Consider the following 24,487-nt stretch of genomic DNA (forward strand, 5'->3'; position numbering starts at 1 on the left):
CCCTATTATTTTGTTAATTTTAGTGTTTGTTATTAAGGGGAAAAGGATAATTAGTATTTATAGGAAATCTTTAGGGGGATGGTAGTTGCGGCCTTTGGTTGTACCTGTATATGGGAAATTTAATAAGGACATGGTATAGGTGGTGATTCGTGAAGATGGCAGATGAAGGAATGAGCGCAGTTCCATGTTAGAAAACGAGGAATTTCCTAACAAAAAGTAATCTTTTACAGCATTCAAATAGGCGTCTTGAGAGATAAAATGACAGTTAGGACACTTCCAATTCTTTCTCTGATAGTCCATTGAAAAAGAAAAGCACTTTGGACATTGGACCCCAGTTATTACTTCTGATTTTAAAATCCTAAATTTCTCATATAGGTCTGTATTTAATGGTGTATGTTTCTTTAGAAGCAGCCTTTTTATTTTTTCCAATGTTTTGTTATCTAGTAGTTCACGATTATAACGATGATAAAGAACCTCTAATTTTTTCAGTAAGTCACTTAACCGGCAGACCTTCGTTATAGCTTCCGAATATCCGGAACTAATAACTAATTCAGTTGAGGATTTGCTAATCACCACAAGGGATTCTATTGGGACAGATGGTATCTTATATTTTTCTAAAAAATAAGATAACAACAGGTTGTGTCGGTTGGCCTGGGAAACGGGATTTTCATAAATAACTCTTTTATCTTCATACTCTTGGATCATTTGATTTGGGTCGATAATTAGCTTTCCTGAGTGGTTTTTACCATCTAACATGAAAATTCCTCTGGAGGAGAGAAGCAGGGCATCAATTTGGAAGTAGGCATTATCTCCATATTGTAGGCGGAGATCGTGAAAAATATAGAACCGTTCCGATGGTATTTGGTTTAAATAATAATTTATTTTCCGTTCACCATTATATCCTGACCTTGAATTTTTGATAAAAGACTTTAAATCGGAAATACTAGGATGATTTTGAGCGATTCTTTTCTCGAGAGCTTCTGCCCTTTGCAAAATAATGGGTGCTTTTAAGTTTTTAACGAACAAAATTCATGCCTCCCTTCATATTGAAGGATAAATTCGATTTATTAGATGCACTATCCTTTAAAATTCACGTGAACTTTTTATGAATTAAACATCAAATCGGTTTACTTGTTATAGGAATCCTACAATTTTAGTGCAGAATTCTACAAAGTAAAGGAGGAATTCTACAATTATTCAATTTATTCTACAAATCAAGGCTCCAATTCTACATCACTTAGAAATTAATTTCCGATTTAAAGATATTTTGCCCTAATTCTACGAAAGACTAGAGGAATTCTACAACATTCAATACTTATTCAACAAAAAATGTACCTTTTTACCAACTATCTCCTTACAAAAAAAAGGACAGGCGCCCCACTAACGCCTATCCCCAAACCCCTATTATTTAAAAACCGGCTCCTTAAACTGAGCTAACTTTTCCAATGAAGACTTATCTACATCAGCATGCAGGCTGTTGCCATGTGAGTCCATCGTTACAACGGCCGTAAAGCCTTCAACACGAAGGTGCCACATCGCTTCAGGAATACCAAACTGCATCAAATCAACGCCTTCAACACCTTTAATACAATCCGCATAATATTGGGCAGCGCCGCCAATCGCGTTCAAATAAACACCGCCATGCTCGTTCAAGGCTGCCAATGTTTTCGGTCCCATTCCGCCCTTACCAATCACGGCACGAATACCAAACTTCTTCATGATATCACCTTGATAAGGCTCCTCACGAATACTAGTTGTCGGACCAGCAGCCTTTACATGCCACTTGCCATTATCGTCTTTTAACATAACTGGACCGCAATGATAGATAACCTGTCCATTCAAATCAACCGGTGCCTCATGATCACTTAAATATTTATGAATCGCATCACGGCCGGTGTACATTAAACCATTGATTTGAACGACATCGCCAACCTTTAACGAGCGAATCTTTTCTTCTGTAATCGGGGCCTCTAACGTAATCACATCGGTGGACAACGCAGCAGCTGTTTCCTTTTCTGCTTCCGTTTCAGCGAAATCTATGAACTCACCATCCTGATAAGCCCACTCATTAATCTCACCCGTTGCAGCATCCACACTCACACCTAAGCGGCGGAATGCCCAGCAGTTGTAGGCAACTGAAACATAAAAGCTTGCTGGAATCCGGTTCATGACACCGATTTTACAACCTAAAAGGGTTGCTTCACCGCCAAAGCCCATCGTTCCGATTCCTAATTTGTTTGCATTTTCCATTACATACTCTTCTAGTTTGCGGAGATCCTCGTTTGGATTCACGTCTTCAACCGAACGGAATAATTGCTCTTTTGCTAAGTCATAACCTGATGAACGGTCACCACCGATACCTACCCCAATAAAACCAGCGCTGCAGCCTTGACCCTGTGCCTGGTAAACAGAATGCATGATACATTTTCGAATACCATCAAGATCACGGCCGGCACGGCCAAGTCCTTCTAATTCACATGGCAGGTTGTATTGAATGTTTTTGTTCTCACAGCCGCCGCCTTTTAAAATTAACCGGACATCAATATAGTCCTTTTCCCATTGATCAAATTTAATCACTGGTACCCCGGCACCAAGGTTATCCCCGCTGTTTTTACCTGTTAAGGAATCCACAGAGTTCGGGCGCAGTTTCCCTTCCTTTGTAGCAAGGACAATGGCATTTCTAATCGCTTCTTTGATTTCTAATTGGTTAACGCCCACAGGCGTCTTAATTTTAAAGGTTGGCAGACCAGTATCCTGACAAATTGGTGAAACTTGATCGTCAGCCATTTTAATATTGTTGGTAATCGTTGCAAGACTCATGGCGGCACTTGTTCCTGCATTTTCTTTTTGCTTGGCCGCTAATACAGCACGGCGAACGTCTTTCGGAAGTTTCGTTGATGTTTCAACAATTAGCTCGTACATGCTTTCTTGAAATTTTTCAATATTCAATTCGAGTACCCCTTTCCCTTGGTTCTCCCATTTTCTCTATTTTTAATTTTACAACTATTTACACGCTTACATTATACTCCTATAACCAGTAGAATTAAAGGAAATGTAAACGGAATTTCCCCATTAAAAAGAGCCTGTTATTCAACAGACTCACTCACTTCACGATTAGTAAATTCTCGGCATTTAGATTCCATCTCATCGAGCATCGAGATTAAACGATCAATATCCTCTAACTCAGTTTCTTCGGGATCAATCGCATCAAGTACATCGATAAACATATTTAAACGGTGTTTTAGGAAATCCACTTGTGTATTTTTATTTTGAATTGGGCTGCCCAAATGATCCACTCCTTTCATTACCGTTCCATCCTATCGAAATATAACAACTTTGGCAATGGGTTAATCATATTTTGCCCAGTTTCCTAAAAAAAGAACCCCTCAGTTAGAGGAGTCTTAAATATCCACGCAATTATCTCGGCCGTTCAGAGGCTGCAAAGCCAAAGGAAACATAATCCTGTACAGGGATCCAGGCTCCAATGCCTTGGGAGGTAACGTTTTTGATAACAATAAACTTTTTACTTCCTTTCAGCATCAAATAGACTTCTCCGTATGTGACCTTTCCTTTTTCACTTACCCCCGGCGCATAAGCATATAAATAACCCAAGCGATTTGGCGGGATATTGTAAATGTGATCATTCTTAGTCCCTGTACCAATAATGGTTTCAAAGGCTAACGGAAGACGTGTCTTTTCCATTGCCTTCAACAACATCATCTTTTTGACTTCTTCTGCATTCGGAATTTTAGAAGTCAAACCGCCTCTGATAATCTTTTGTGATTCCTGTACATACTTGATTTGATACGGAGTCTTGCCGCCGCGATTATCAAAATAATTGGTGTTAATTTTTTGATACTCCCAGTTAGGAGAAGTTTCGGATGATTCGTAGTTTAATGGCCACTGGCCAAGATAAATAATCGCTCTGTACCCAATCGCAAACGGCGAACTGTTAATGCTTGACTCATTAAGCATCCGAATCAGATCAGGGTTTTGAATTTTAACTCTTGAAGAATTAATCAGTTTTTTGGTCATATCACTTGGTTGCAGTAATGGTAAGTCCTGTGTTGAATTCGGGTACGTATTTTCTTTCGAAATGTTACGAACCGATGGTGGAACCTGATATTTTTGATATTTTATTGCAGATTGTTTTACCGGGGCTTTTTGAGCAAAAGCAGACGGTATAAAGGTTAACATTAATAGCAGTGTCATAAATAACGAAACATTTTTCTTCACGAGCTGGAACTCCTTTCACTAAGAACATTAATCAGTCTGCTAATAGTTTTTTCGGAGTTCCCCCATATTATCCATTTCCCTCTAAGACTTTTTTAACTATACTATGAATATTTCATTTGCAAACGCTGCATAAGTTTCTCAAAATAAGGAAAAAACAGTTGAATGGCTGGTCCTACTGTAAACGTAATAATGAGAGTGCCATAGGAAATCGGCCCATTTAGGAAAAAGGCAGGAATCAATGCAGTAATTTCACCAATGGTCTTGGCTGCCATCAAGTTAACACGGAACCGCTCCTTGATAGCTAACATGAAGTTATCAATCGGGCTTTGGGGAAACTTCGCCTGTAAATAAATCGATGCACCAAAACCGATAATCAAAATCCCAGTCAATAACATAAGCAGCTTCACTATTAGGAGTTGAACATGAAATAAATTGAAAACAGTATTGAGCCAAAAGTCAACTAACAAGCCAATTACAATAATAGTCATCAAAGAAAGGAGATCAGGTCTTCTTTTTACTAAGAGGCCATTAACAAAAACTAAAATAACTCCATCAATCATGACCCATTTCCCTACCGATAGCCCCACTTTTTCTGTCAGGGCAACATTCAAAGCATCCCATGCCCCTACCCCAACGTCTGAAACCTTAATGGTCATACATACGCCAAAGGTCATGATTGCTAGCCCAATAATGAAAAATAATAAGCGTATAGTAAATTTCATCTCTCTCTCCTTATGTATTGGTACTGAAGTAACAAAATTGTAATAATCTGATTATTTACAAAACTTTAACTAGGAATTATAATAAACTTAACCTTAAAAAAAGGAGGGCAGTAATCAATCGGTTTACGAGATACTTACTTTTACCTAACTTAAGGAGGTTGGGATTCCCGTCTTATATGAAAATTCAACACTCGTGTTTTACTATTAGTTTCCACTAAACATGAAGGTTGGTGATTGATGGTACCCACAAAATGAAAACGATTGATTTAGAACCCTAAAAAAATAGTGCTGCATCAGTATAGCACATGAATGAAGATTTACCTTACATCGAAAAATTTGTAAAAAAGGAGACTCTATACCATTTGGCATAGAGTCTTTTCTATTTCTATAACAAGAAAAAGCCAATCCCCATAATGACATAGGCAGCTAGTAGTGTTAATCCTTCAAACCAGTTGGACTCTCCATCATTCGAAATAACCACCATCAATAGGACTGATGAAACCATCGCGATTAGTTCCTGCCAGCTGAAAATAAGCGGCATCGACGTTTCAAAGAGGAGCGAAACGAGAACTAGCACTGGCAATACAAACATCGCCACTTGTAAGGTAGATCCAATCGCAATTTCAACAGCCACGTCCATTTTATTTTTGTAGGCCATCAACACGGCAGAAGCATGTTCTGCGGCATTCCCGACGATTGCGACAATAATGACGCCAATAAATAATTCTGACCAGCCAAATGTGTCCCCAACATATTCAAAGGTATGAACTAGATGTTCGGAAATATAAGCGACAGCAAGGGTTGCGATGAGCAGGACTGTAATTGCCTTCCCTTTCCCCCATTCGGGAACTTCCTCCTCATGGACCTCTTTAGGGGCAGCCGATTGATAGACTCCGCGATGGGTAACCAGCTTAAAGAAAAGAGCCGCTAAATAAAGCAAAATCAAAATGACTGATGTTCCTATACTTAAAGTTAGTGTACTGGTATCATCCATATTAATTGAAAAAACTTCTGGAATAACGAAGGCGATCATGACAGCAAACATTAACAAGCCGGAATTATGTCTGGCATCATACACATTAAATTCCTGACGCTTGAATTTTAAACCGCCAATAAAAAACGAGAGCCCCGCAACAAGCAGTAAGTTCCCTAGTACGGAACCGGTTAACGAGGCAAGAACCACGCCTACAAGACCTGCCTTTAAGGAAAAGATGGAAATGATCAGCTCTACCGCATTTCCGAAAGTTGCATTTAACAACCCGCCGATCCGGGGACCAGCCACAATTGCAAGACTCTCCGTGGCTCTTCCCATAAAACTTGATAAGGCGACGATGGTTAAACAGTACAGGATAAATAATATTATGCTCGACCAGTGCATCATGGTTCCAATCACAGACACTGGAACCCCAATGAATGTCATTAGCATAAAAACTTTATTCGTCAATGCATTCCCTCCAGTTAATTCAAACTTCTCTTTTATATTTTTCCACTTGTACCTTAATTTACCTAAAAATAAGAAAAATGTCTAGGTAACAATTCCCTTGCAAATGACCTACTTTCTAGATACCATCATGGAGGGACTATTAAACTTACTTTACATTACGCGAGGATGTTTTATGAATAAAATAAATGTGCGTTTTTGGATCCTTGTCAGTATTGTGGCAATCTCAGGATTCTCTCAAGGGATGCTCCTTCCGCTCATAGCAATTATTTTTGAAAAAAACGGAGTTTCTTCTTCATTAAATGGCTTTAATGCAACCGCCTTATATATCGGAATACTCTTAGTATCTCCGTTTATGGAAAGGCCGTTACGAAAGTATGGATACAAGCCTGTTATCATTTGGGGCGGAGGTCTAGTTGTTATTTCTCTTGCTTTATTCCCCCTTTGGAAGACATTCTGGTTTTGGTTTGCATTACGATTATTGATTGGGATTGGTGATCACTCGCTTCACTTTGCAACTCAAACGTGGATCACCTCATCTTCGCCAGCCGAAAAACGCGGCCGGAATATTTCCTTATACGGGTTGTTTTTTGGAATTGGTTTTGCGGCAGGACCCTTAATGACCCCACTTGTCACTATTAATCAATCCTTACCTTTTATTATTTCTTCAATTTTATGTTTAATTGGCTGGGGTTTTGTCTTTACGCTGAATAATGAATTCCCTGAACAAACTGTCCACATTAATTCTTTTTTAGCAACAATTAAACAATTTAAACAAGCTTTCAAATATGGCTGGGTTGCATTTTTACTTCCTTTTACATATGGGTTCTTAGAATCCTGCTTAAACGGAAGCTTTCCTGTTTACGCTCTCCGGACCAACATTAATGTTTCGAGTGTTTCCCTTGTTCTCTCTGTGTTTGCCCTTGGCAGTATCATTACACAGCTCCCATTAGGAATGTTAAGTGATCAATTTGGGAGGAGAAATGTCATCATGATCGTGTTGCTGCTCGGTTTTTTAAGCTTTACGCTGGCTAGTTTTGTGGGGCACTCGTTTATTGGCCTTTTCATCGCCTTTCTTTTTTCGGGGATGGTTGTCGGATCGACCTTCTCACTCGGTATTAGCTTTATGACGGATTTGGTGCCAAGGTTTCTGTTACCAACCGGTAATTTATTATGTGGAATTTTCTATAGCCTTGGCAGTTTAAGCGGACCAATAATTGGCGGTTTATTTATTAAGTTTTTTCAAAATGTAAGTTTCTTTTACATTATTAGTATCATGCTCCTTATCGTCGGCTTTATCATTTTTGCCTTTGCCAAAAAAACTGCAGTAAGGCTGGAACAGCAAAATACCTAAGTGCTTTTTGTAAGAGCAAATTCATATCTTAAAACATACGATATATGGTAAAATAAATAAAAAGAATATAGGTTGAGATTCGTGCTGTCATCACTTGATGACAGCTTTCGTGTTTTTTAAGGGTAATGAAGATGATTATTTTTCTCAATTAGACTCAAAAGCGGAAGCGCCCGTTTAGCGAAGGACACTGGCCGCTGGGCGCTGCAGCTAGACGTATCAAAAATAAGGGGGGAGTACAATGAGTTCCGAAGCAAAAGTTCTAACAAAGAGGATTCAAGAAGTCAGTTTGGTTGAAAAAATAAAACCACATATCGAATTGATAGCGGCAGCACTAAGCGGGGTTTTAATCGCTTCAGGCTGGCTGTTGGATAAGTATGGGTATGGGGTCGAATCGATAATTGCTTATTTACTGGCATTTGTGATTGGGGGATTCGCTAAAGCAAAAGAAGGAATTGAGGCAACATATGAAAATAAGGAACTAAACGTTGAAATGCTGATGATCTTTGCCGCAGTCGGTTCGGCCATCATCGGTTATTGGACGGAAGGAGCAGTATTAATCTTTATTTTCGCCGTCAGCGGTGCTTTGGAAACCTACACGATGAATAAAAGCCACAGAGAAATCTCCTCCTTAATGGAGCTGCAGCCACAAGAGGCTTTACGAATTACCAATGGTTTTGAAAAGCGTATAGCTGTTTCTGAACTAATAGTTGGTGACCATATCCTGATTAAACCGGGTGAGCGTGTCCCTTCTGATGGAGTTATCATAAAGGGGCAAACCAATATTGACGAAGCAGCCATTACCGGAGAATCCATGCCTGTTTCGAAGAGCGAGCAAGCAGAAGTTTTTGCCGGTACTGTCAATTTGACTGGGTCTGTCACAGTCGAAATAACAAAGGCTAGCACCGATACACTTTTTCAAAAAATAATCCAGCTGGTTCAATCGGCTCAAAGTGAAAAATCACCTTCTCAGCTTTTTATTGAACGTTTTGAAGGAACCTACGTGAAAGTGGTCCTGCTTGTCGTCATTACCATGTTCTTTTTACCATATTTCTTACTTGGCTGGAGCTGGCATGAGTCTTTTTATCGGGCGATGATTTTACTGGTTGTTGCCTCACCATGTGCCCTTGTTGCCTCGATTATGCCTGCTACCCTCTCCGCCATCTCAAATGGGGCAAAACACGGAATCTTAGTTAAAGGTGGAGTCCATTTAGAAAATTTAGGACATTTAGAAGCCATTGCCTTTGATAAGACGGGTACCTTAACAAAAGGAAAACCCGAAGTAACGGAAGTAATAGTAAAAGAAGGACTCAATAAAGAAGACCTTATTTTAAAAGCTGCATCGATTGAGAACCAATCAACACATCCACTTGCTCAATCAATTGTCAACTATACTAAACAATCGTTGAAGAAAGAGTTATTACAACCAGACAGCCTTGAAGATATACCTGGCTGGGGAGTAAAAGCATCCATTAACGGCGAGCAGTGGAAAATTGGTAAAGCAGCATTTGTTGGAAACGACGAGGCCGATAAGTTTGCTGAAGGTAAGGCTAAAGAACTCGCTGGCTTAGGGAACACCCTAGTCTTTATTGAAATTAATGGTGTACTCTGTGCGATGATAGCTATGAAAGATGTGGTTCGGGAAGAAACAAAGCATGCGATTGAGGACTTAAAAAAACAAAGTATCAAGACCATTATGCTTACAGGTGATAGTGAAAAAACAGCTCGGGCTATTGCTGCCGAGAGCCATGTAGATGAATATTACGCAGATTGTCTACCCGAGGAAAAGGTTGACCAATTAAAACAACTTAAAGAGAAATATAAAACAGTGGCGATGGTTGGAGATGGTATTAATGATGCCCCTGCATTAGCGATTGCTAACGTCGGAATTGCGATGGGAGAAGGAACAGATGTAGCACTTGAAACAGCTGATATTGTGTTAATGAAAAATGATCTGCCTAAAATTGCCGAAGCCGTCCGTCTTTCACAGCGAATGAACAAGATCATTAAACAAAATGTAGTTTTTTCTATCGCAGTTATTATGCTTCTAATATGCTCGAATTTCTTTCAACTGCTGGATTTGCCATTCGGGGTCATTGGTCATGAAGGAAGTACCATCCTTGTGATCTTAAATAGCCTTAGGCTGTTAAAATCATAAGTAAAGGACCAGGTGAATTCCCACCTGGTCCTTTTATATTAGGCTTAGTGATAGCCGTTAGATCCGTTTGCAGAACCCGAAGTTTTATTCCCCTTACTGCCTTTACCCTTTTGCTTCGTGCCGCCATCTTTTTTCGTATGCTTTGTCATCTTGTCATCCTCCCTTGATGTTCGGGGACTAAGTCCCTAATCATAGTTTGGCCGGATGAGTTATTTTCAGTAAGGTAAGTGTTAGCAGTTTGTCTTGTATTTTTCACTGTAGAAGGCATTTACTTCGCCTCCAAGAATAATAATAAAGGCTGATAAATATAACCAAATCATTAACACAATAATGGCACCAATTCCTCCATATGTAAGGGAATAATTACTTATGTTCCCAACGTAAAAGGATAGACCCATTGACGAGATAATCCAGCCAATCGTGGCAAAGATGGCTCCGGGAAAAGCACTTCTGCATTTAAGCTTTACATTCGGTGCTATCCAATAAAGCCCCGTAAAAATAAGAAATAAAATGATAGTACTGCCCAGCCAGCTTAACGTATTCCAAATCTTAATAAATTCTTCCGTATAACCTAATTGCGAGAATAAAAAAAGGCCTATTTCCTTTCCAAACACAGGGAGGATAAGGGCAAGTAAAAAGACAAAAATCATACCAAATGTTAATAAAATCGCCGTACCCCTTGCCACTATGAAGGAACGGCTTTCCTTCACGTTATAAGCTTTATTAAAAGCCCTTACGATGGCGTTAATTCCATTCGATGCTGACCAAATGGTCCCTATAATCCCGAACGAAAGTAAGCCGCCATTTCGTTGACTCATAATTTCTTTAACATTTTTTTCAATAAGCGCCATTGCCTCATCCGGTGCGAAATCGCGGATCATCCCGAGGATATTCTGATGTGGTATCGGGATATACGGAAGAAGCGAAAATAAAACAATTAAGAGCGGAAATAAGGAAAGAAGAAAAAAATAGGCCAATTGCGCACTCAAACCAGGAAGATCATCTTCTTCAATCCGATGCCAAAGTAATCTAAGCAATGAAGAGCGTACATTTACTTTCTTGTCCATATAGATCCTCCTTCTTATTTGTGATTTAGTGTCCGTTTCCTATTACATCATCTAAAAATTCATCCTCATCATTAACAGTAACAAAGGTTTCTTTCGTTTCTTTAATAATTTCGGTTACCTGTGGTGTCAGTTCCCTTAACTCCTCCACTTTTTCCGTAATAAATGTTATATCTTCGCTAACCGTTTCAAAGGTGGATTTAATTTTTGCAGCTGTTCCCTTGACTTTTTCAGATACTTCATCAGGATGACGCATGATATAACCTACCTTACTAGAGGTCTTTATTACATTCTCCTTCATAGCCTCACGTGTACCTTTATCAAATAAGCTAAGTGCTCCACCTGCAATGGCCCCTAGCAGCATACCCTTCCAAAACTGATTTTTCCTCGTCATCTTAACCTCTCCTTCGTGCTTTATCATTATCATTGGCTCTTCTTAAAAGAAAATAATACCATTGTTTATCTTACCATTTATTTTGCGATATCAAACCTTACAAGTTATCATTAATCATTTTCTTTGGACAAACTACAGGTGAGATTAATATTGACAGATACTTTTTAACATGAAAAGATGAGATTAAAATTTGTGAAAAGGGTGAAGGAAATGAATTTATCAGAAAAGTCTATTGAAAATGTCGAATTCATGATTGAACAAATAAAAGAAAAGTTAAAGGTACTTAACCTTGGAGCGATTAAACCCTCCCATTTTGATGAAGAAATGTACGAAGAATTAAAGGAAATCTATGAAATGGTCTTGAAAAAAAAATCATTTAGTCCAAATGAAATGCAGGCCTTAGTCGAAGAACTTGGAAGTCTAAGAAAAAAATAATAAAAAAGACCCGTTATTTATGAATTATCCAAATAACGGGTCTTTCGTTTATTTTTGTTCAGTTAAAATAATAGGACCGTCCTTTGTTATGGCCAGTGTGTGCTCGTATTGCGCAGAATATTTTCCATCAATCGTTCTAGCAGTCCAGCCGTTTAGATCCATTTTCGTCTGGTATCGTCCAATGTTAACCATAGGCTCAATCGTAAATACCATTCCCTCTTTGATACGCGCCCCCTTGCCTGGAAGCCCATAATGTGGAATATCTGGTTTCTCATGCATAACTGCTCCGATGCCATGACCAATAAAATCACGAACAACAGAAAACCCTTCACCTTCTACATACGTTTGGATCGCATGACCAATATCCCCAATTCGATTTCCGGCAACCGCCTGCTCAATTCCTTTATATAAGGCTTCTTTTGTTACCATTAATAAATGGGCTGCCTCCTCCGAAATTTGGCCAACACCGTAAGACCAAGCAGAATCCGCAAGTGCCCCATTATAATTCACAACCATATCAATCGTGACAATGTCACCATCTTTTAATGGGTCCTTTCGGGGAAACCCGTGACATACCTCGTCATTAATACTTGCACATGTAGCGTACTCATAGCCTTTATACCCTTTTTGCTCAGGTATTGCTCCATTTTTCCTTAAAAATTCATCAACGAATTCTTCTATTTCCCACGTGGTGATTCCTGGCTTAATGAGTTTAGCGATTTCCTTATGACAGGCTGCAAGTATTTCTCCTGCCTTTTTCATTGCTTCAATTTCACGTTGTGATTTTAATACAATCATCTGATTCCCTGCCTTTTTGATTATATTTATGTACATTCAGATTATTCGTTATAGTGTTGATTAGAACATTATTCTTTCATACTATAATGGCAACAATTTAATATTAACGCTATTGAGTCTTTTTTTCAAAACATACCTTCAACAGGTCCTAGGTCTAGGAGATTATTCACATTGTTCATGATATTGTAATAATAGTCCGTTCTTAATATGGTACTTGTTCATACTTTTTGATAGAATATATGTAAAGAATCTGTCCGATTAAAACATAATGACACTAGTTATCGGAAAAAACTAAAATGTAGGTGTGTGAGACTGAATGATTGGTGATCGCGTTAAAAAATATCGTTTAGAAAAGAAGATGTCACTATCCGAACTTGCTGAGCAAGCGGGAGTTGCAAAATCTTATTTAAGTTCATTAGAAAGAAACTTACAAAAAAACCCTTCTATTCAATTTCTGGAGAAAATTTCCGGCGTATTAAATCTTCCTGTCGAGCATCTAATTCACGAACAAATCAATAAGGATGATTTAGATACGGATTGGATGAATCTTGTCAAAGAAGCCATGAATTCCGGTGTTTCAAAAGAGCAATTCAAGGATTTTCTCGAATTTAATAAGTGGCGGATTAATCAAAATAATAATGAATAAAAAAAGCATTCTACAAAAGCGTTTATTTTTGTAGAATGCTTTTTTTTAATATGTAGCTGATGATTTTAAATCATCGTGAGTAAGAAAATTGCGCACATCCTCGATGGAGAGTCCAATTTTTCTTGCCTCTAAAATGAGCTCCATCCATTCCTGATCAACAACATCCAATTCTTTTTCAGTAATCACCATTCTACTCACTCCCAAAATACCGCTGTATTCCAGGTAACCCGGCCATCCTAGCAGCTGCTTTCCTGCCTTAGATCCTCGGCTTTGCGTCCCTGCTTTTCAACAGGTTTGCCCTTTTCTGCTTTCCCTACTTAAGTAATGTGATCTTTTTTCCAACCGTTTATATCTAGGTCTTTTTACTTAATCATTTGTGATATGTTCATTATATCGATTACCACAATTGGAATGTGTTGTTTTTTGTCATTTTTTACTAATTTTCTAGCAACTTTTTAAATTAAATTCCCCTATAATTCTACAAATAACCACATTTCATTTACAAATTTTCCCTAATTTGTTTATGAAGGTTAAATTTGTCTTAATTATAAACAACAGGTGAATATGCTTAAAATAAAAAAATTCAAAAAAGGTGTGAATGTAAAATGACCTTAATTCATGTTTTGAATTTTTCGATTCCTATTGCCTTTATGGTGGTTGCTGGCTTTTTATTGGACAGAATGTGCAAACCTGTTGAACAAGAAAAAAAGCTGGTGATGAGTAGTTCCTACTGCACCAAACCAACTATATTATTTATTTATTTTACGCTGTATGTTTAACTCATAGTTTTTAAACAGGGAAGAATTTGTTTTTACTCCTCTTTTTGCCATTAACTGATTAAACCTTAGCAGCTTTTCATTTAATTTTCGTTGAAGATTCTCCCTTTCATTATCATCACATTTTTTCAGTAAATCCTCAATAACCACCATTTCTTGACGTATGCGTCCTTCATCCTCTGTATAACCCGCATTTTTCATTATTTTATAAGCCATACGCAAGTCCTCAGGAATTGCGGATAAATCCTCAAGCTGCATGGGTTTGCCCAGGCCAGGCAGTGAATCAAATTCGCCATCTTTATACGCTTTTTTTATTCGGTCTTCTGACAAAATCTGAAAAAAATCCATAAGAAATGCCTCCTTTTCGCTCTATTGACTTTTTTTAATTATACCAACTGCAGCACTATAGTTAAATTGGAAAAATGATTCCAATTTATTTTTAGGAATGTTGGGGGAAACTACATGCGAAGACGAAAGGAGTGTTAACTTTGGCACGTGGAGAACATTTTGAACACAAAAAGAAAAATCATCCAGGTAATTTCCCAAAGGACAGCCTAACAGAAAAGCATGTAAAGGAAGCCATTGGAGATGAAGAATTAATTGTTACTCAGGAAGCTTTTAAGAATAGAATCGAAGATGAGGATGAACAGCGTGTAGATACTGGCCGCTGGCTCCCAAATCATATGAAGTAAAAAGGCGTGAGTTTTCACGCCTTTTTTGGCTATTTTTTTATAAATTGGTGAACTTCCATCATCTTTAACCACTGAGCCGCCTTTTCGATATCCTTTGAAAAAATCCGGTCGCTTTTAATTGAAGGTACTTGTTCCCGACCTTTGTCATACAACGCTCTTGTAATTGTAGCCATCTTATTGATCCCGCGAATTTCCACTGCCTGCATGGCACAAATCAATTCAATTGCAAGGACCCTTCTGACATTTTGGATAATTTGGTACGCGTGCCTCGAGGCAATCGTCCCCATGCTAACATGATCCTCTTGGTTAGCGGACGATGGAATCGAGTCGACACTAGCAGGATGGGCGAGTGTTTTGTTTTCTGAAACCAGTGACGCTGCGGCATATTGCATAATCATTGCCCCAGATTGCAGACCAGGTTCAGGACTCAAGAACGGAGGCAAATCATTTAGCTGCGGATTGACTAGCCGTTCAATTCTTCTTTCCGAAATATTGGCTAACTCTGCAACAGCTATCTTCATAAAATCCATCGCAAAGGCAATCGGCTGGCCGTGAAAGTTGCCACCTGAGATTACCGTCTTCCCTTCATCGAAGATTAGCGGGTTATCGGTTGCCGCGTTCATCTCAATTTCCAATTTGTCTTTTACATAGTCCAATACCTGCCAGGTGGCACCATGAACCTGCGGGATACAACGTAACGAATAGGCATCCTGTACCCTTAACTCCCCTTGTCTTGTTGTTAACAGACTGTCATTTAGGTAATGCCGGATTCGCGCAGCAGTTTCAATTTGTTGTTTGTAGCCTCTAGCCTCTTGCACCTCTTCTGCGAAAGCATCCATAATTCCATTTAAAGCTTCCATTGTCATAGAGGCTATCAATTCACTTTCAAAGCCAAGCTGTTCTGCTTCTAAATAAGCGACCACTCCCATTGCTGTCATTGCTTGTGTTCCATTAATGAGAGCGAGCCCCTCTTTCGCTTCCAATGTCACTGGTAAAATCCCTTCCTTTTGAAGGGCCACAAGGGATTCTACTCGTTTTCCTTTGAAAAACACCTCCCCTTCGCCAATTAATACTAAGGCAAGGTGGGAAAGTGGAGCGAGGTCGCCGCTGGCTCCGAGCGATCCTTGCTGAGGAATGACAGGGATAATATCTGAATTTACTAATGCTAATAATTTTTCAATAATAATAGGTCTGATTCCAGAATATCCTTTTAACAATGCATTAGCCCTCAGGAGTAACATTGCTTTGGAAACCACTTCCGGAAAAGGTTCTCCTACCCCGCACGAATGGGAACGGATTAAATTAAGCTGCAGGTCCTGGACATGATTTTTATCAATTAATACGTCACTAAATTTCCCAAACCCTGTTGTGATTCCATAAACAACTCGGGATTCTGAGACAATTTTTTCGACTGCCTCCCTGCTTTTTTGGACTGCCTCCAAGCTCTTCTTAGAGGCATTTACCTTCTTATTATCATATAAAACGGCTTTTATTTGATCTAACGTTAAATCCTTACCTGTTAACGTAATCATTTGTCTCTCTCCTCTACCAAGTTAGTAGAATAAAGAAAGAGGCTGGATTCCTCAACCTTTTAGATTAGGGATCCAGCCTCTTTTATTATTTGACGTTTATATTTTAGGGAATGCCGCATGTCCTTCATTCCAATCTATAACTATTCTGGTAATTTTATTGTATGTGAGGAAAAGCTTGGCTGTCAATCCGATTTCATCGAATAGATAACAATTTCCTTTCCAGGCAATCAAAGCCTTAGCTTTAGCTAAGAGAACAGATATTAAGGAATGAACACCGCCACCAATGTTAGCATATGCTTACTCTAGTTTTAGCTTTTTTAAAGCATCAGCCAGAGCTGAATTGATTGGCTCTTCTTGTTTTTGCTGCTGTTTTAAATATTTTTGGACATCGCCTTTCGATACTTTTCCACGAGATTCTTTTTTGCGCCGCGCTTCGAAAGCAGATAGTTTTTCACGGTATCCACATTGACATGCAAAGATTTGCCCTTCTCCCTCACCACGTAATTCAAGCTTTTTGCGGCATTGTGGGCAGCGGGCATTTGTAATGCGTGAGACGTTTTTGCGATGCCCACATTCACGATCCTGACAAACGAGCATTTTGCCTTTTTTGCCGTTTACCTCAAGCATTGGTTTCCCACAGTCAGGACATGATTTTGTTGAAATATTGTCATGCTTATACCTTTTATTACTTGCTTTAATTTCGCTTACGATTTCTTTTGTATGCTGCTTCATCTCATTAATAAATGTTTCTTTTTTAAGTTTACCTTTTGCAATTAACTCCAGCTTTTGTTCCCACTCTGCCGTAGTTGCAGGAGATTTCAGTTCTTCTGGAACTAAATCTAGGAGTTGACGACCTTTCGAAGTGATATGAATATCTTTTCCGCGTTTTTCAATTAAGAACGAATTGAATAGTTTGTCAATAATATCAGCACGTGTTGCAACTGTACCGAGACCACCGGTCGATTTCAAAGTGTCTGTAAGTTGTTTATTTTGATTCTCCATATACTTTGCTGGATTTTCCATTGCTGATAAAAGGCTTGCTTCTGTAAAGCGTGCCGCAGGTTTAGTTTGACCTGACGTTTGAGCGATTAATGTAATGTTTAATGAATCACCTTTTTCTATTCGTGGTATAATCTGTTCCTTTACGTCGTCTGCAGCATCATCATCTTCATAGCGGTTTTCGTATACTTCTTTCCAGCCAGAGTTCAGAATGGTTTTTCCACGCGCAATGAAATTTTCTTCACCAATTTTTGCACGAAGCGTTAATTGTTCGTACTCAAATGCAGGAAATAATACTGCTAGGAAGCGTTTAATAACTAAATCATATATTTTACGTTCTTTATCGGTAAAAGCAGAAAAGTTTACATACCCTTCCGTTGGAATAATCGCATGGTGATCACTTACTTTGCTGTCATCTACAAATAATTTAGAAGCCTTAATTGGTTTCTTTAATACTTTGTTTACTAACGGACGATAATCTCCTATTGAACATGCTTTAAGGCGTTCTGAAAGCGTTGGAACAATATCTGATGAGATAAAACGTGAATCTGTACGAGGATACGTTAATACTTTATGTTGTTCATAAAGCTTCTGCATAATGTTTAGCGTTTCTTTGGCAGAGTAGCCAAATATTTTATTGGCATCACGCTGTAATTCTGTTAAATCATAAAGACCCGGAGAGAATGACTTCTTTTGCTTTTTCTCAATCTCCGTCACAATTGCATTTTTCCTGCCAAGCTTTTTCACAATCTCATCGATCTTTTCCTTTTCAAAGCTGCGTCCATCGCCCTTAGCATTCTGCCAGGTTAGTTTTAAACCATCAACCGTTTGTGCTTCGATTCCATAAAAGTTTCGAGGTTTGAAATTTTTAATCTCATCTTCACGTGCTGCAACCATTGCAACAACCGGAGTTTGCACACGTCCGCAATTTAATTGCGCATTAAACTTTGTGGTTAGTGCACGGGTGGCATTAAGACCGATATACCAGTCAGCTTCAGAGCGCGCAACTGCCGATAGATATAGATTTTCATACTCTTTACCATTTCTTAGCTTTTGAAATCCCTCTTTAATTGCCTTGTCTGTAACGGAGGAAATCCATAACCGTTTTGTAGGTTTATTTACCTTTGCTTTAGCAAGAATCCACCGAGCAACTAGCTCCCCTTCACGAGCACTATCTGTTGCTATTACAATCTCTCCTACATCCGAACGCTGTAGTTGGCTCTTCACTGAATGAAACTGCTTACTCGTCTGCTTAATGACCACGAGTTTTAATTCATTCGGCATCATAGGTAAATCTTCTAATTTCCACGTTTTATATTTATCGTCATACACTTCAGGGTCTGCAAGTGTAACTAAATGTCCTAGCGCCCATGTTACGATATATTTATCACCTTCTAAATACCCATTACCTTTTTTATGACAATTCAATACGCGCGCAATATCTCGAGCGACTGAGGGTTTTTCAGCTATTACAACACTTTTTTTCACTTTATCTAACACCCTTTCGGAAAGCCGTTGAACTTTTAATATAGCATACAATCCCTTGAATTGCAGAATAGCTTGACTATGTTTGATGCTTCAAAATAATTTTGAACATTTGACGAGCAATCAGTTACATACTTAATTTCAGATGAAAATAAAGGTAAACAATTCTTATAAAAGGGGAGACTGTCTTCCTTTTTTTCTTGAAACCACTTCCAAGGGGATAGTATGATGTAGTGGCACGCATATAGAGAAACGAGGATTTTTATGAGGATTAGGGATTGGGATGCAAATTTAAAGGTTCGATTATTTGCGGAAGCCTTGGTGAATATCACCTATTGGATGTTTTTTCCGTTCTTATCGATTTATTTTGCTGAAGAGTTTGGCAAAAATAAAGCAGGTTTATTGTTAGTTTTTTCACAGATCTTTTCTGTATTGGCTAATCTAATGGGAGGATATTTTGCTGACCGCTTTGGACGAAAACGAATGATGGTTCTAGCATCTTTCGGACAGGGGCTTTCATTCTTATGCTTCTCCTTAGCCAGTTCTCCATGGCTTCAGTCTCCATGGTTAGGATTTATAGCGTTTACGGCAGCAGGTGTGTTTGGTTCATTTTACTGGCCCGCGAGTCAGGCTATGGTCGCAGACGTAGTCAAGGAAAAGGATCGCAGTGATGTGTTTGCTATCTTTTATACATCAATTAACATAGCTGTAGTAGTCGGACCCATTTTGGGATCCATTTTTTATGTTCATTATCGCTTTCAGCTATTGCTTATTGCTGGGGTTGTTTGCATTTTAGTAGGTTTGATTCTGACAAAATGGACTCGGGAAACGGTCCCTTCGCAAACACAGGTCACTCGCTCCACCGAGGGAAAATGGTATTATTTTTTGAGGAACCAAATAAGAGACTATGCTTTAATTGTGAAAGATAAAACCTTCCTTCTGTTCATAATTGCTGGAGTCTTAGCAGGTCAGACTTTTATGCAATTGGACTTATTAATACCTGTCTATATCAAAGATTTTGTAAAAGACCAGAGTTTGCTTGCCATTGGGGATTGGTCGTTCCTTATTAAAGGAGAGCAGGCATTTGGGATTGTTTTAGCTGAAAATGGTTTTCTTGTTGCCCTGTTGACCGTCTTTGTATCAAGATGGATGAGTAAATATTATGAGAGAAACGTCTTTGCCCTCTCTTCTGTTGTATATGCTATCTCTATTATTATTTTTAGTCAGACACACTGGATTTGGGGATTAATTTTAGCCATGTCCATTTTTACCTTTGCTGAATTAATGGGAGCAGGTCTGCAGCAAGGCTTTGTTTCAAAACTTGCACCAGATCATATGCGCGGCCAATATTTCGCGGCGGCCAGCTTGCGATTTACAATCAGCCGGACAATTGCCCCACTTGCCATTCCAATGACTGTTTGGGTGGGTTATGGATGGACTTTCTTTATTCTTTGTCTGCTGGCACTTGTGAGTGCAGGATTATATTGGATCATGTTTTATGTATTCGAAAAACAAAAAAGGAGAATTACTGCATAACCTGCTTTATCACTATGGTTTACGGTTTATTTTTCCATTTAAACACGCTACAATATAGGAAGATTCTGATAAAAGGAGATACATAATATGAGTGATTTTAATAAAAATCTTGAAAAATATGCCGAGCTTGCTGTTAAGGTCGGTGTGAATATTCAAAAAGGCCAAACCTTGGTGGTAAATGCCACTTTAGAAGCAGCTGAATTGATTCGTCTAATTGTCAAAAAGGCTTATGAAACAGGCGCACTCAATGTCATTGTGAATTGGAACGATGATTTCGTTTCAAAAACAAAATATGATTTAGCCCCAGATGAGGCCTTCTTAGAGTATCCAGTTTGGCGTGCAAAGGAAATGGAGGATTTAGCAGAAAAAGGGGCAGCCTTTATGTCGGTTATTTCTTCAACTCCTGACTTGTTAAAAGGTGTGAATCCTGAACGAATTGCTAACTTCCAGAAGGCAGCCGGAAAGGCACTTTCCCAATATCGAAAAGCCATTCAATCAGACAAAGTCAGCTGGACAGTGATTGCTGCAGCCTCACAGGATTGGGCTGCGAAAGTGTTTCCGAATGAGCCAAGTGACAATCAAGTAAATAAGCTTTGGGAAGCTATTTTTAAATCTGTCCGTGTCGATACCGAAAATCCAGTTGAAGCTTGGAAAAAACATGACGAAACCCTTCATGAGAGGGTTCACTATCTAAATGGTAAAAGGTATAAAGAACTTCATTATACTGCGCCAGGTACAGATTTAACCATTGAACTGCCGGAGAAACATCTTTGGGTAGGTGCCGGCAGTGTAAATGAAAGCGGGTTTGAGTTTATGGCCAACATGCCAACAGAAGAGGTATTTACTGTCCCTCTAAAAACCGGTGTGAACGGTACGGTTGCCAGCACGAAGCCTTTAAGCTATGGCGGCAATATCATCGACCGCTTCTCAATCACGTTTGAAAATGGGAAAATTGTTGGAGTGAAGGCAGAAGAAGGCGAAGAAATCTTGAAACGTCTTGTGGAAACGGACGAGGGTTCACATTATCTTGGGGAAGTAGCACTTGTTCCTTATAATTCTCCAATTTCACAATCCAACGTTCTTTTCTTTAACACTTTATTTGATGAAAATGCCTCAAACCATTTAGCGATTGGCAGTGCCTACGCTTTCTGTATTGAAGGCGGGAAGAAAATGTCTTCAGAAGAATTAGCACAACATGGGCTGAACGAAAGTATTACCCATGTTGATTTCATGATTGGGTCCGCCGAAATGGACATCGATGGAGTAACGGTTGATGGAAAAACAGAACCTATCTTCAGAGCTGGTAACTGGGCTTTTTAACAAGCAGAAACGGAGTTAGTTAAGTACCTTAGTTGCTGAGGGGACGTATCTTCTTTGATGTGGGCTCTTATCCCCCGTACGCGGCAACTTGGTGGGGCTTCGGCAGTTATGAATGGCTCTTATCCCCCGTAAGCAACAACCTGGTGGGGCTTCGACAGTTATGAATCGCTCTTATCCCCCGTAAGCAGCAACTTGGTGGGGCTTCGACAGTTATGAACTTTTAATCCCAGAACACCCTGCAACGGAAGAAGCGTACAGTAATTCTATAATAAGAAGAGAGCAGATTCACTTCTGCTCTTTTTTCTATGGCTTAAAAATAATCGCTCCGTCCTTTTCCTTTTCAATCGTTTCACGCATTTTAGTAAGCTGCTGGATGGGGTCCTCTAGTTTGATTCTGCCCAATAGATCAAAGAGTCCAAGCGATTTTAATAAACCTGTCTCCATTTTTTGAAGCTGATTCGCTAGCGCGGTATCATTTTGACAGACTTTGCTTAAAGGTAATTTCTTATTTAGTCCTTCATTGATTAATTCCAGTGCGAGCTGCTTATTAACGACTCCTTTACTTTCTCTTAGACGTTCACACGCCGATTGAATCGGCATCTCCCCTTTTGCTACTGGCTCCAGTGGCTTGGTCACAGGCTCTAATGGTTTCAGCACCGGCTCCAGCGGCTTCGTCACGGGCTCCAATGGTTTCAGCACCGATTCCAGCGGCTTCGTCACGGGCTTTAATGGTTTCAACACCGGTTCCAGCGGCTTCGTCACGGGCTCTAATGGTTTCAGCACCGGTTCCAGCGGCTTCGTCACGGGCTCCAATGGTTTCAACACCGGTTCCAGCGGCTTCGTCACAGGCTCTAATGGTTTCAGCACCGGTTCCAGCGGCTTCGTCACGGGCTCCAATGGTTTCAACACCGGTTCCAGCGGCTTCGTCACGGGCTCTAATGGTTTCAGCACCGGTTCCAGCGGCTTCGTCACGGGCTCTAATGGCGCTAATACAGGCTCCAATGGATCCAACACTGGCTTCAGCGAATCCTTCACTGGCTCCAATGGTTTTGTTACCAGCTCCGTAGTATCTTTTATCGGATCGAGCAGGGTACCATCAGAATTTGTCACCTCTCCTATTTTGGAAGGATCCTCACACATTAATGGCAAATGACCTGTTGTGATTTTTTCAATTTCTTTATCCATTTCCTTCAGCGGTAATAAGCTCAAATCTTGCAATACCTTTATCGGACCTGGCTTTGGTGGATTTGTTTTTCCTGATAACGCAGCCAGTGTCAATTGTTCTATTAAACTATCGACCGATTTCATATAATGAGCATCCATGACCACATTTTCCATACCAATTTCGGGTATCGTCTCTGCCGCGTTAATGCAGGCACCATTAAATGAAATCGCCGTTGTGTCGACGGTCATATTTTTTACGGTTACCGGTCCATTTGCTTTTAAGCTAATGGTTACAGCCCCATTAGGTGTGTCGATTTGCTTTGTTAATCTCATTCCATAAATCGTTGCTGATTGATACTGAATTCGGAGCATCAGCTTCCCGTTTTTCTGAGTCGTCTCTTGTTTGACAATCGTTGCATTCATACCGGAGCCAACCACCCGGTCCGCTTCGATAATAAATCCCTGATCGGTCGAGTTTTGGGCGGCGTAAACAGGATTACCGAGAGAACTTAAGGTCAGCATCAGCAACAGAATACAAAAGCACAAAAGAATAGGCTTTCGTTTCCAACACATAATTTCTCCCCTTTAAACAGAGTGTGTTTTCTCCAATCCGCTTGGAGGTGCAGTCTTCACTTTTGCGGGTTCAAGCCGCCAGGCCATTAGTAGAGCCCCGCCAATAATTCCGAATAATGTACCAAATAAGAACCCTCCTAGAGCACCAATAACGGAGAGAATCGAAAGGAAAATCGTAAAGATACCAAGAATCTTGGAGGCATTCGGGTAAAATAACGCGACTATGCCAATTAAGGTGATGACACCCCCAAATAATAAACCGATTACGGCAATTGACCCCGGTAAAAAGGTGCTTAGATATAGATTTAACGGAACCCATAAGATCATTAACCCACTTAGAATTGTAAGGATGGATCCCCACAGAGGCCGGCTTTTGTGCCACTTTTGAACTTCCATTATCTCTAGCCCCCTTCGCTAATTCTTATTAATTTTTTCAACCGTTAAGCGCATTCCGTTCATATTAATTGTTTTTTGGAATAGATAGTGAGTTTTTAATTTTGCATGCTCTAATATAATCGTTGAAGACGTCTGCTTAAACTGTTTCTGCCAGTCATCACTATGCTTTTCTTGAAGAACTAAGTTTTCGAATTTGGCGTTTGCTTCAATCAATGCCGCATCATGCTGAAGACCAGTAATCTGGACTGGCTTGGAGGCGGTTATTTTGACACGAATCCATTCCCCGCCGACTTTAAAATCTTTGTATAATTGAAGATTATCAATGGTCAGTGTTTCAATTAAGTTTGTTCCTTGCGGTGCCGAATCTGAAGAACTGGTTTCGCCCATTTTAGGATAGAAGGTATAATTATTTCCTACCAATTTATCAAACTCTACATAAAAATCCCCTACACCTGCGATTGGAACAGCATAAGCAACACCTGATATTCCAAATGAAACTAGTAGCAATGCTAACGTCAATACCCCCGCCGTTAGTGCTGACCAAAATACCTTTTTGCTAGTCGTCCCCTCTACAAGCTGAATCGAACCTCCCATCAAACCCCTCCTCTTTTAAACTATTTAAATAATATATCTTTTACCAAGCATACAATCCCTGTTTCATCCCAGCAATTACGGAAAATATCGTGTAAATTTTATCCCCCCGTCAAATGTCGGGGTCGTCATTCCACTACGGACATATTAGGAAATAACATTACGTACTATTTAAAAA

General features: G+C 39.5%; 23 protein-coding genes and 1 riboswitch. Of the genes, 7 read left to right on the top strand and 16 right to left on the bottom strand.

Annotated elements, in window-relative coordinates:
- Nucleotides 1–57: 57 nt before the first annotated feature.
- The 6 genes from ACZ9EE_RS11295 to cax form a co-directional block, all read right to left on the bottom strand.
- Nucleotides 58–1,026 carry a nuclease-related domain-containing protein gene (locus ACZ9EE_RS11295; RefSeq protein ID WP_476027084.1) on the bottom strand — a complete coding sequence of 323 codons (969 nt, stop codon included), beginning with the start codon at nucleotides 1,024–1,026 and terminating at the stop codon, nucleotides 58–60.
- 378 nt (nucleotides 1,027–1,404) lie between these two features.
- On the bottom strand, nucleotides 1,405–2,949 hold the full coding sequence (locus tag ACZ9EE_RS11300; RefSeq protein ID WP_476027086.1) for a fumarate hydratase: 1,545 nt from the start codon (nucleotides 2,947–2,949) through the stop codon (nucleotides 1,405–1,407).
- A 137-nt stretch (nucleotides 2,950–3,086) separates the two neighbouring features.
- Nucleotides 3,087–3,287: an SE1561 family protein gene (locus tag ACZ9EE_RS11305; RefSeq protein WP_476032933.1), complete on the bottom strand. Its 201-nt coding sequence runs from the start codon at nucleotides 3,285–3,287 to the stop codon at nucleotides 3,087–3,089.
- Between the two features lie 130 nt (nucleotides 3,288–3,417).
- A complete protein-coding gene (locus tag ACZ9EE_RS11310) occupies nucleotides 3,418–4,236 on the bottom strand; it encodes a YfkD family protein (RefSeq protein ID WP_476027088.1) in 819 nt (272 codons plus the stop codon).
- A 101-nt stretch (nucleotides 4,237–4,337) separates the two neighbouring features.
- Complete coding sequence (locus ACZ9EE_RS11315; protein WP_476027090.1) at nucleotides 4,338–4,958, bottom strand: YczE/YyaS/YitT family protein; 621 nt, start codon at nucleotides 4,956–4,958, stop codon at nucleotides 4,338–4,340.
- 385 nt (nucleotides 4,959–5,343) lie between these two features.
- Entirely contained in the window at nucleotides 5,344–6,402 is a 1,059-nt protein-coding gene (gene cax, locus ACZ9EE_RS11320) for a calcium/proton exchanger (protein WP_476027092.1), read from the bottom strand.
- Nucleotides 6,403–6,574: 172 nt separating this feature from the next.
- Between cax and ACZ9EE_RS11325 the strand changes: the two genes are divergently transcribed.
- Nucleotides 6,575–7,753, top strand: coding sequence for an MFS transporter (locus ACZ9EE_RS11325; protein ID WP_476027094.1), 1,179 nt, complete (start codon nucleotides 6,575–6,577; stop codon nucleotides 7,751–7,753).
- Nucleotides 7,754–7,991: 238 nt separating this feature from the next.
- On the top strand, nucleotides 7,992–9,908 hold the full coding sequence (locus ACZ9EE_RS11330) for a heavy metal translocating P-type ATPase (RefSeq protein ID WP_476027096.1): 1,917 nt from the start codon (nucleotides 7,992–7,994) through the stop codon (nucleotides 9,906–9,908).
- 230 nt (nucleotides 9,909–10,138) lie between these two features.
- Here the strand turns inward: ACZ9EE_RS11330 and ACZ9EE_RS11335 are convergent, their stop codons facing one another.
- The gene (locus ACZ9EE_RS11335; protein ID WP_476027098.1) at nucleotides 10,139–10,975 is read right to left on the bottom strand and encodes a YihY/virulence factor BrkB family protein; all 837 of its coding nucleotides are present in this window, start codon (nucleotides 10,973–10,975) and stop codon (nucleotides 10,139–10,141) included.
- A gap of 25 nt (nucleotides 10,976–11,000) precedes the next feature.
- Nucleotides 11,001–11,366, bottom strand: a complete 366-nt coding sequence (locus tag ACZ9EE_RS11340) for a YtxH domain-containing protein (RefSeq protein WP_476027100.1) — start codon at nucleotides 11,364–11,366, stop codon at nucleotides 11,001–11,003.
- A gap of 210 nt (nucleotides 11,367–11,576) precedes the next feature.
- On the opposite strand from ACZ9EE_RS11340, the gene ACZ9EE_RS11345 reads away from it, so the two are divergent.
- Entirely contained in the window at nucleotides 11,577–11,801 is a 225-nt protein-coding gene (locus ACZ9EE_RS11345; RefSeq protein WP_476027102.1) for a DUF1128 domain-containing protein, read from the top strand.
- 48 nt (nucleotides 11,802–11,849) lie between these two features.
- On the opposite strand, the gene map is transcribed toward ACZ9EE_RS11345, so the two are convergent.
- On the bottom strand, nucleotides 11,850–12,599 hold the full coding sequence (map, locus tag ACZ9EE_RS11350) for a type I methionyl aminopeptidase (RefSeq protein ID WP_476027104.1): 750 nt from the start codon (nucleotides 12,597–12,599) through the stop codon (nucleotides 11,850–11,852).
- Between the two features lie 316 nt (nucleotides 12,600–12,915).
- Between map and ACZ9EE_RS11355 the strand changes: the two genes are divergently transcribed.
- On the top strand, nucleotides 12,916–13,245 hold the full coding sequence (locus ACZ9EE_RS11355) for a helix-turn-helix domain-containing protein (protein ID WP_476027106.1): 330 nt from the start codon (nucleotides 12,916–12,918) through the stop codon (nucleotides 13,243–13,245).
- Between the two features lie 45 nt (nucleotides 13,246–13,290).
- On the opposite strand, the gene ACZ9EE_RS11360 is transcribed toward ACZ9EE_RS11355, so the two are convergent.
- Both ACZ9EE_RS11360 and ACZ9EE_RS11365 read right to left on the bottom strand, forming a co-directional pair.
- On the bottom strand, nucleotides 13,291–13,434 hold the full coding sequence (locus tag ACZ9EE_RS11360) for an anti-repressor SinI family protein (protein WP_476027108.1): 144 nt from the start codon (nucleotides 13,432–13,434) through the stop codon (nucleotides 13,291–13,293).
- A 29-nt stretch (nucleotides 13,435–13,463) separates the two neighbouring features.
- Nucleotides 13,464–13,554, bottom strand: a riboswitch (cyclic di-GMP riboswitch).
- Nucleotides 13,555–13,994: 440 nt separating this feature from the next.
- Nucleotides 13,995–14,369 carry a DnaJ family domain-containing protein gene (locus ACZ9EE_RS11365; protein ID WP_476027110.1) on the bottom strand — a complete coding sequence of 125 codons (375 nt, stop codon included), beginning with the start codon at nucleotides 14,367–14,369 and terminating at the stop codon, nucleotides 13,995–13,997.
- Between the two features lie 131 nt (nucleotides 14,370–14,500).
- On the opposite strand from ACZ9EE_RS11365, the gene ACZ9EE_RS11370 reads away from it, so the two are divergent.
- On the top strand, nucleotides 14,501–14,713 hold the full coding sequence (locus ACZ9EE_RS11370; RefSeq protein WP_420489660.1) for a hypothetical protein: 213 nt from the start codon (nucleotides 14,501–14,503) through the stop codon (nucleotides 14,711–14,713).
- A 29-nt stretch (nucleotides 14,714–14,742) separates the two neighbouring features.
- On the opposite strand, the gene hutH is transcribed toward ACZ9EE_RS11370, so the two are convergent.
- Complete coding sequence (hutH, locus tag ACZ9EE_RS11375) at nucleotides 14,743–16,245, bottom strand: histidine ammonia-lyase (RefSeq protein WP_476027112.1); 1,503 nt, start codon at nucleotides 16,243–16,245, stop codon at nucleotides 14,743–14,745.
- 297 nt (nucleotides 16,246–16,542) lie between these two features.
- Complete coding sequence (locus tag ACZ9EE_RS11380; protein ID WP_476032934.1) at nucleotides 16,543–18,732, bottom strand: DNA topoisomerase III; 2,190 nt, start codon at nucleotides 18,730–18,732, stop codon at nucleotides 16,543–16,545.
- A 261-nt stretch (nucleotides 18,733–18,993) separates the two neighbouring features.
- On the opposite strand from ACZ9EE_RS11380, the gene ACZ9EE_RS11385 reads away from it, so the two are divergent.
- A complete protein-coding gene (locus ACZ9EE_RS11385; RefSeq protein ID WP_476027114.1) occupies nucleotides 18,994–20,265 on the top strand; it encodes an MDR family MFS transporter in 1,272 nt (423 codons plus the stop codon).
- A gap of 87 nt (nucleotides 20,266–20,352) precedes the next feature.
- A complete protein-coding gene (locus tag ACZ9EE_RS11390; protein WP_476027116.1) occupies nucleotides 20,353–21,585 on the top strand; it encodes an aminopeptidase in 1,233 nt (410 codons plus the stop codon).
- A 303-nt stretch (nucleotides 21,586–21,888) separates the two neighbouring features.
- On the opposite strand, the gene ACZ9EE_RS11395 is transcribed toward ACZ9EE_RS11390, so the two are convergent.
- From ACZ9EE_RS11395 to ACZ9EE_RS11405, 3 genes are read right to left on the bottom strand one after another with little or no spacing between them, the layout of a single operon-like run.
- Nucleotides 21,889–23,295: a hypothetical protein gene (locus ACZ9EE_RS11395; RefSeq protein ID WP_476027118.1), complete on the bottom strand. Its 1,407-nt coding sequence runs from the start codon at nucleotides 23,293–23,295 to the stop codon at nucleotides 21,889–21,891.
- A gap of 39 nt (nucleotides 23,296–23,334) precedes the next feature.
- Nucleotides 23,335–23,718: a DUF6114 domain-containing protein gene (locus ACZ9EE_RS11400; RefSeq protein ID WP_476027120.1), complete on the bottom strand. Its 384-nt coding sequence runs from the start codon at nucleotides 23,716–23,718 to the stop codon at nucleotides 23,335–23,337.
- Between the two features lie 18 nt (nucleotides 23,719–23,736).
- On the bottom strand, nucleotides 23,737–24,312 hold the full coding sequence (locus ACZ9EE_RS11405; RefSeq protein ID WP_476027122.1) for a DUF6230 family protein: 576 nt from the start codon (nucleotides 24,310–24,312) through the stop codon (nucleotides 23,737–23,739).
- Between the last annotated feature and the right edge of the window lie 175 nt (nucleotides 24,313–24,487).

It is taken from the genome of Bacillus sp. URHA0034 (genome assembly GCF_056280405.1).

Coding starts and splice junctions, on each gene's coding strand:
- ACZ9EE_RS11335 (WP_476027098.1), bottom strand. CDS start 10,975: ATGGACAAGAAAGTAAATGTACGCTCTTCATTGCTTAGATTACTTTGG.
- hutH (WP_476027112.1), bottom strand. CDS start 16,245: ATGATTACGTTAACAGGTAAGGATTTAACGTTAGATCAAATAAAAGCC.
- ACZ9EE_RS11340 (WP_476027100.1), bottom strand. CDS start 11,366: ATGACGAGGAAAAATCAGTTTTGGAAGGGTATGCTGCTAGGGGCCATT.
- ACZ9EE_RS11360 (WP_476027108.1), bottom strand. CDS start 13,434: ATGGTGATTACTGAAAAAGAATTGGATGTTGTTGATCAGGAATGGATG.
- ACZ9EE_RS11400 (WP_476027120.1), bottom strand. CDS start 23,718: ATGGAAGTTCAAAAGTGGCACAAAAGCCGGCCTCTGTGGGGATCCATC.
- ACZ9EE_RS11405 (WP_476027122.1), bottom strand. CDS start 24,312: ATGGGAGGTTCGATTCAGCTTGTAGAGGGGACGACTAGCAAAAAGGTA.
- ACZ9EE_RS11315 (WP_476027090.1), bottom strand. CDS start 4,958: ATGAAATTTACTATACGCTTATTATTTTTCATTATTGGGCTAGCAATC.
- ACZ9EE_RS11345 (WP_476027102.1), top strand. CDS start 11,577: ATGAATTTATCAGAAAAGTCTATTGAAAATGTCGAATTCATGATTGAA.
- ACZ9EE_RS11365 (WP_476027110.1), bottom strand. CDS start 14,369: ATGGATTTTTTTCAGATTTTGTCAGAAGACCGAATAAAAAAAGCGTAT.
- ACZ9EE_RS11355 (WP_476027106.1), top strand. CDS start 12,916: ATGATTGGTGATCGCGTTAAAAAATATCGTTTAGAAAAGAAGATGTCA.
- map (WP_476027104.1), bottom strand. CDS start 12,599: ATGATTGTATTAAAATCACAACGTGAAATTGAAGCAATGAAAAAGGCA.
- ACZ9EE_RS11390 (WP_476027116.1), top strand. CDS start 20,353: ATGAGTGATTTTAATAAAAATCTTGAAAAATATGCCGAGCTTGCTGTT.
- ACZ9EE_RS11330 (WP_476027096.1), top strand. CDS start 7,992: ATGAGTTCCGAAGCAAAAGTTCTAACAAAGAGGATTCAAGAAGTCAGT.
- ACZ9EE_RS11325 (WP_476027094.1), top strand. CDS start 6,575: ATGAATAAAATAAATGTGCGTTTTTGGATCCTTGTCAGTATTGTGGCA.
- ACZ9EE_RS11385 (WP_476027114.1), top strand. CDS start 18,994: ATGAGGATTAGGGATTGGGATGCAAATTTAAAGGTTCGATTATTTGCG.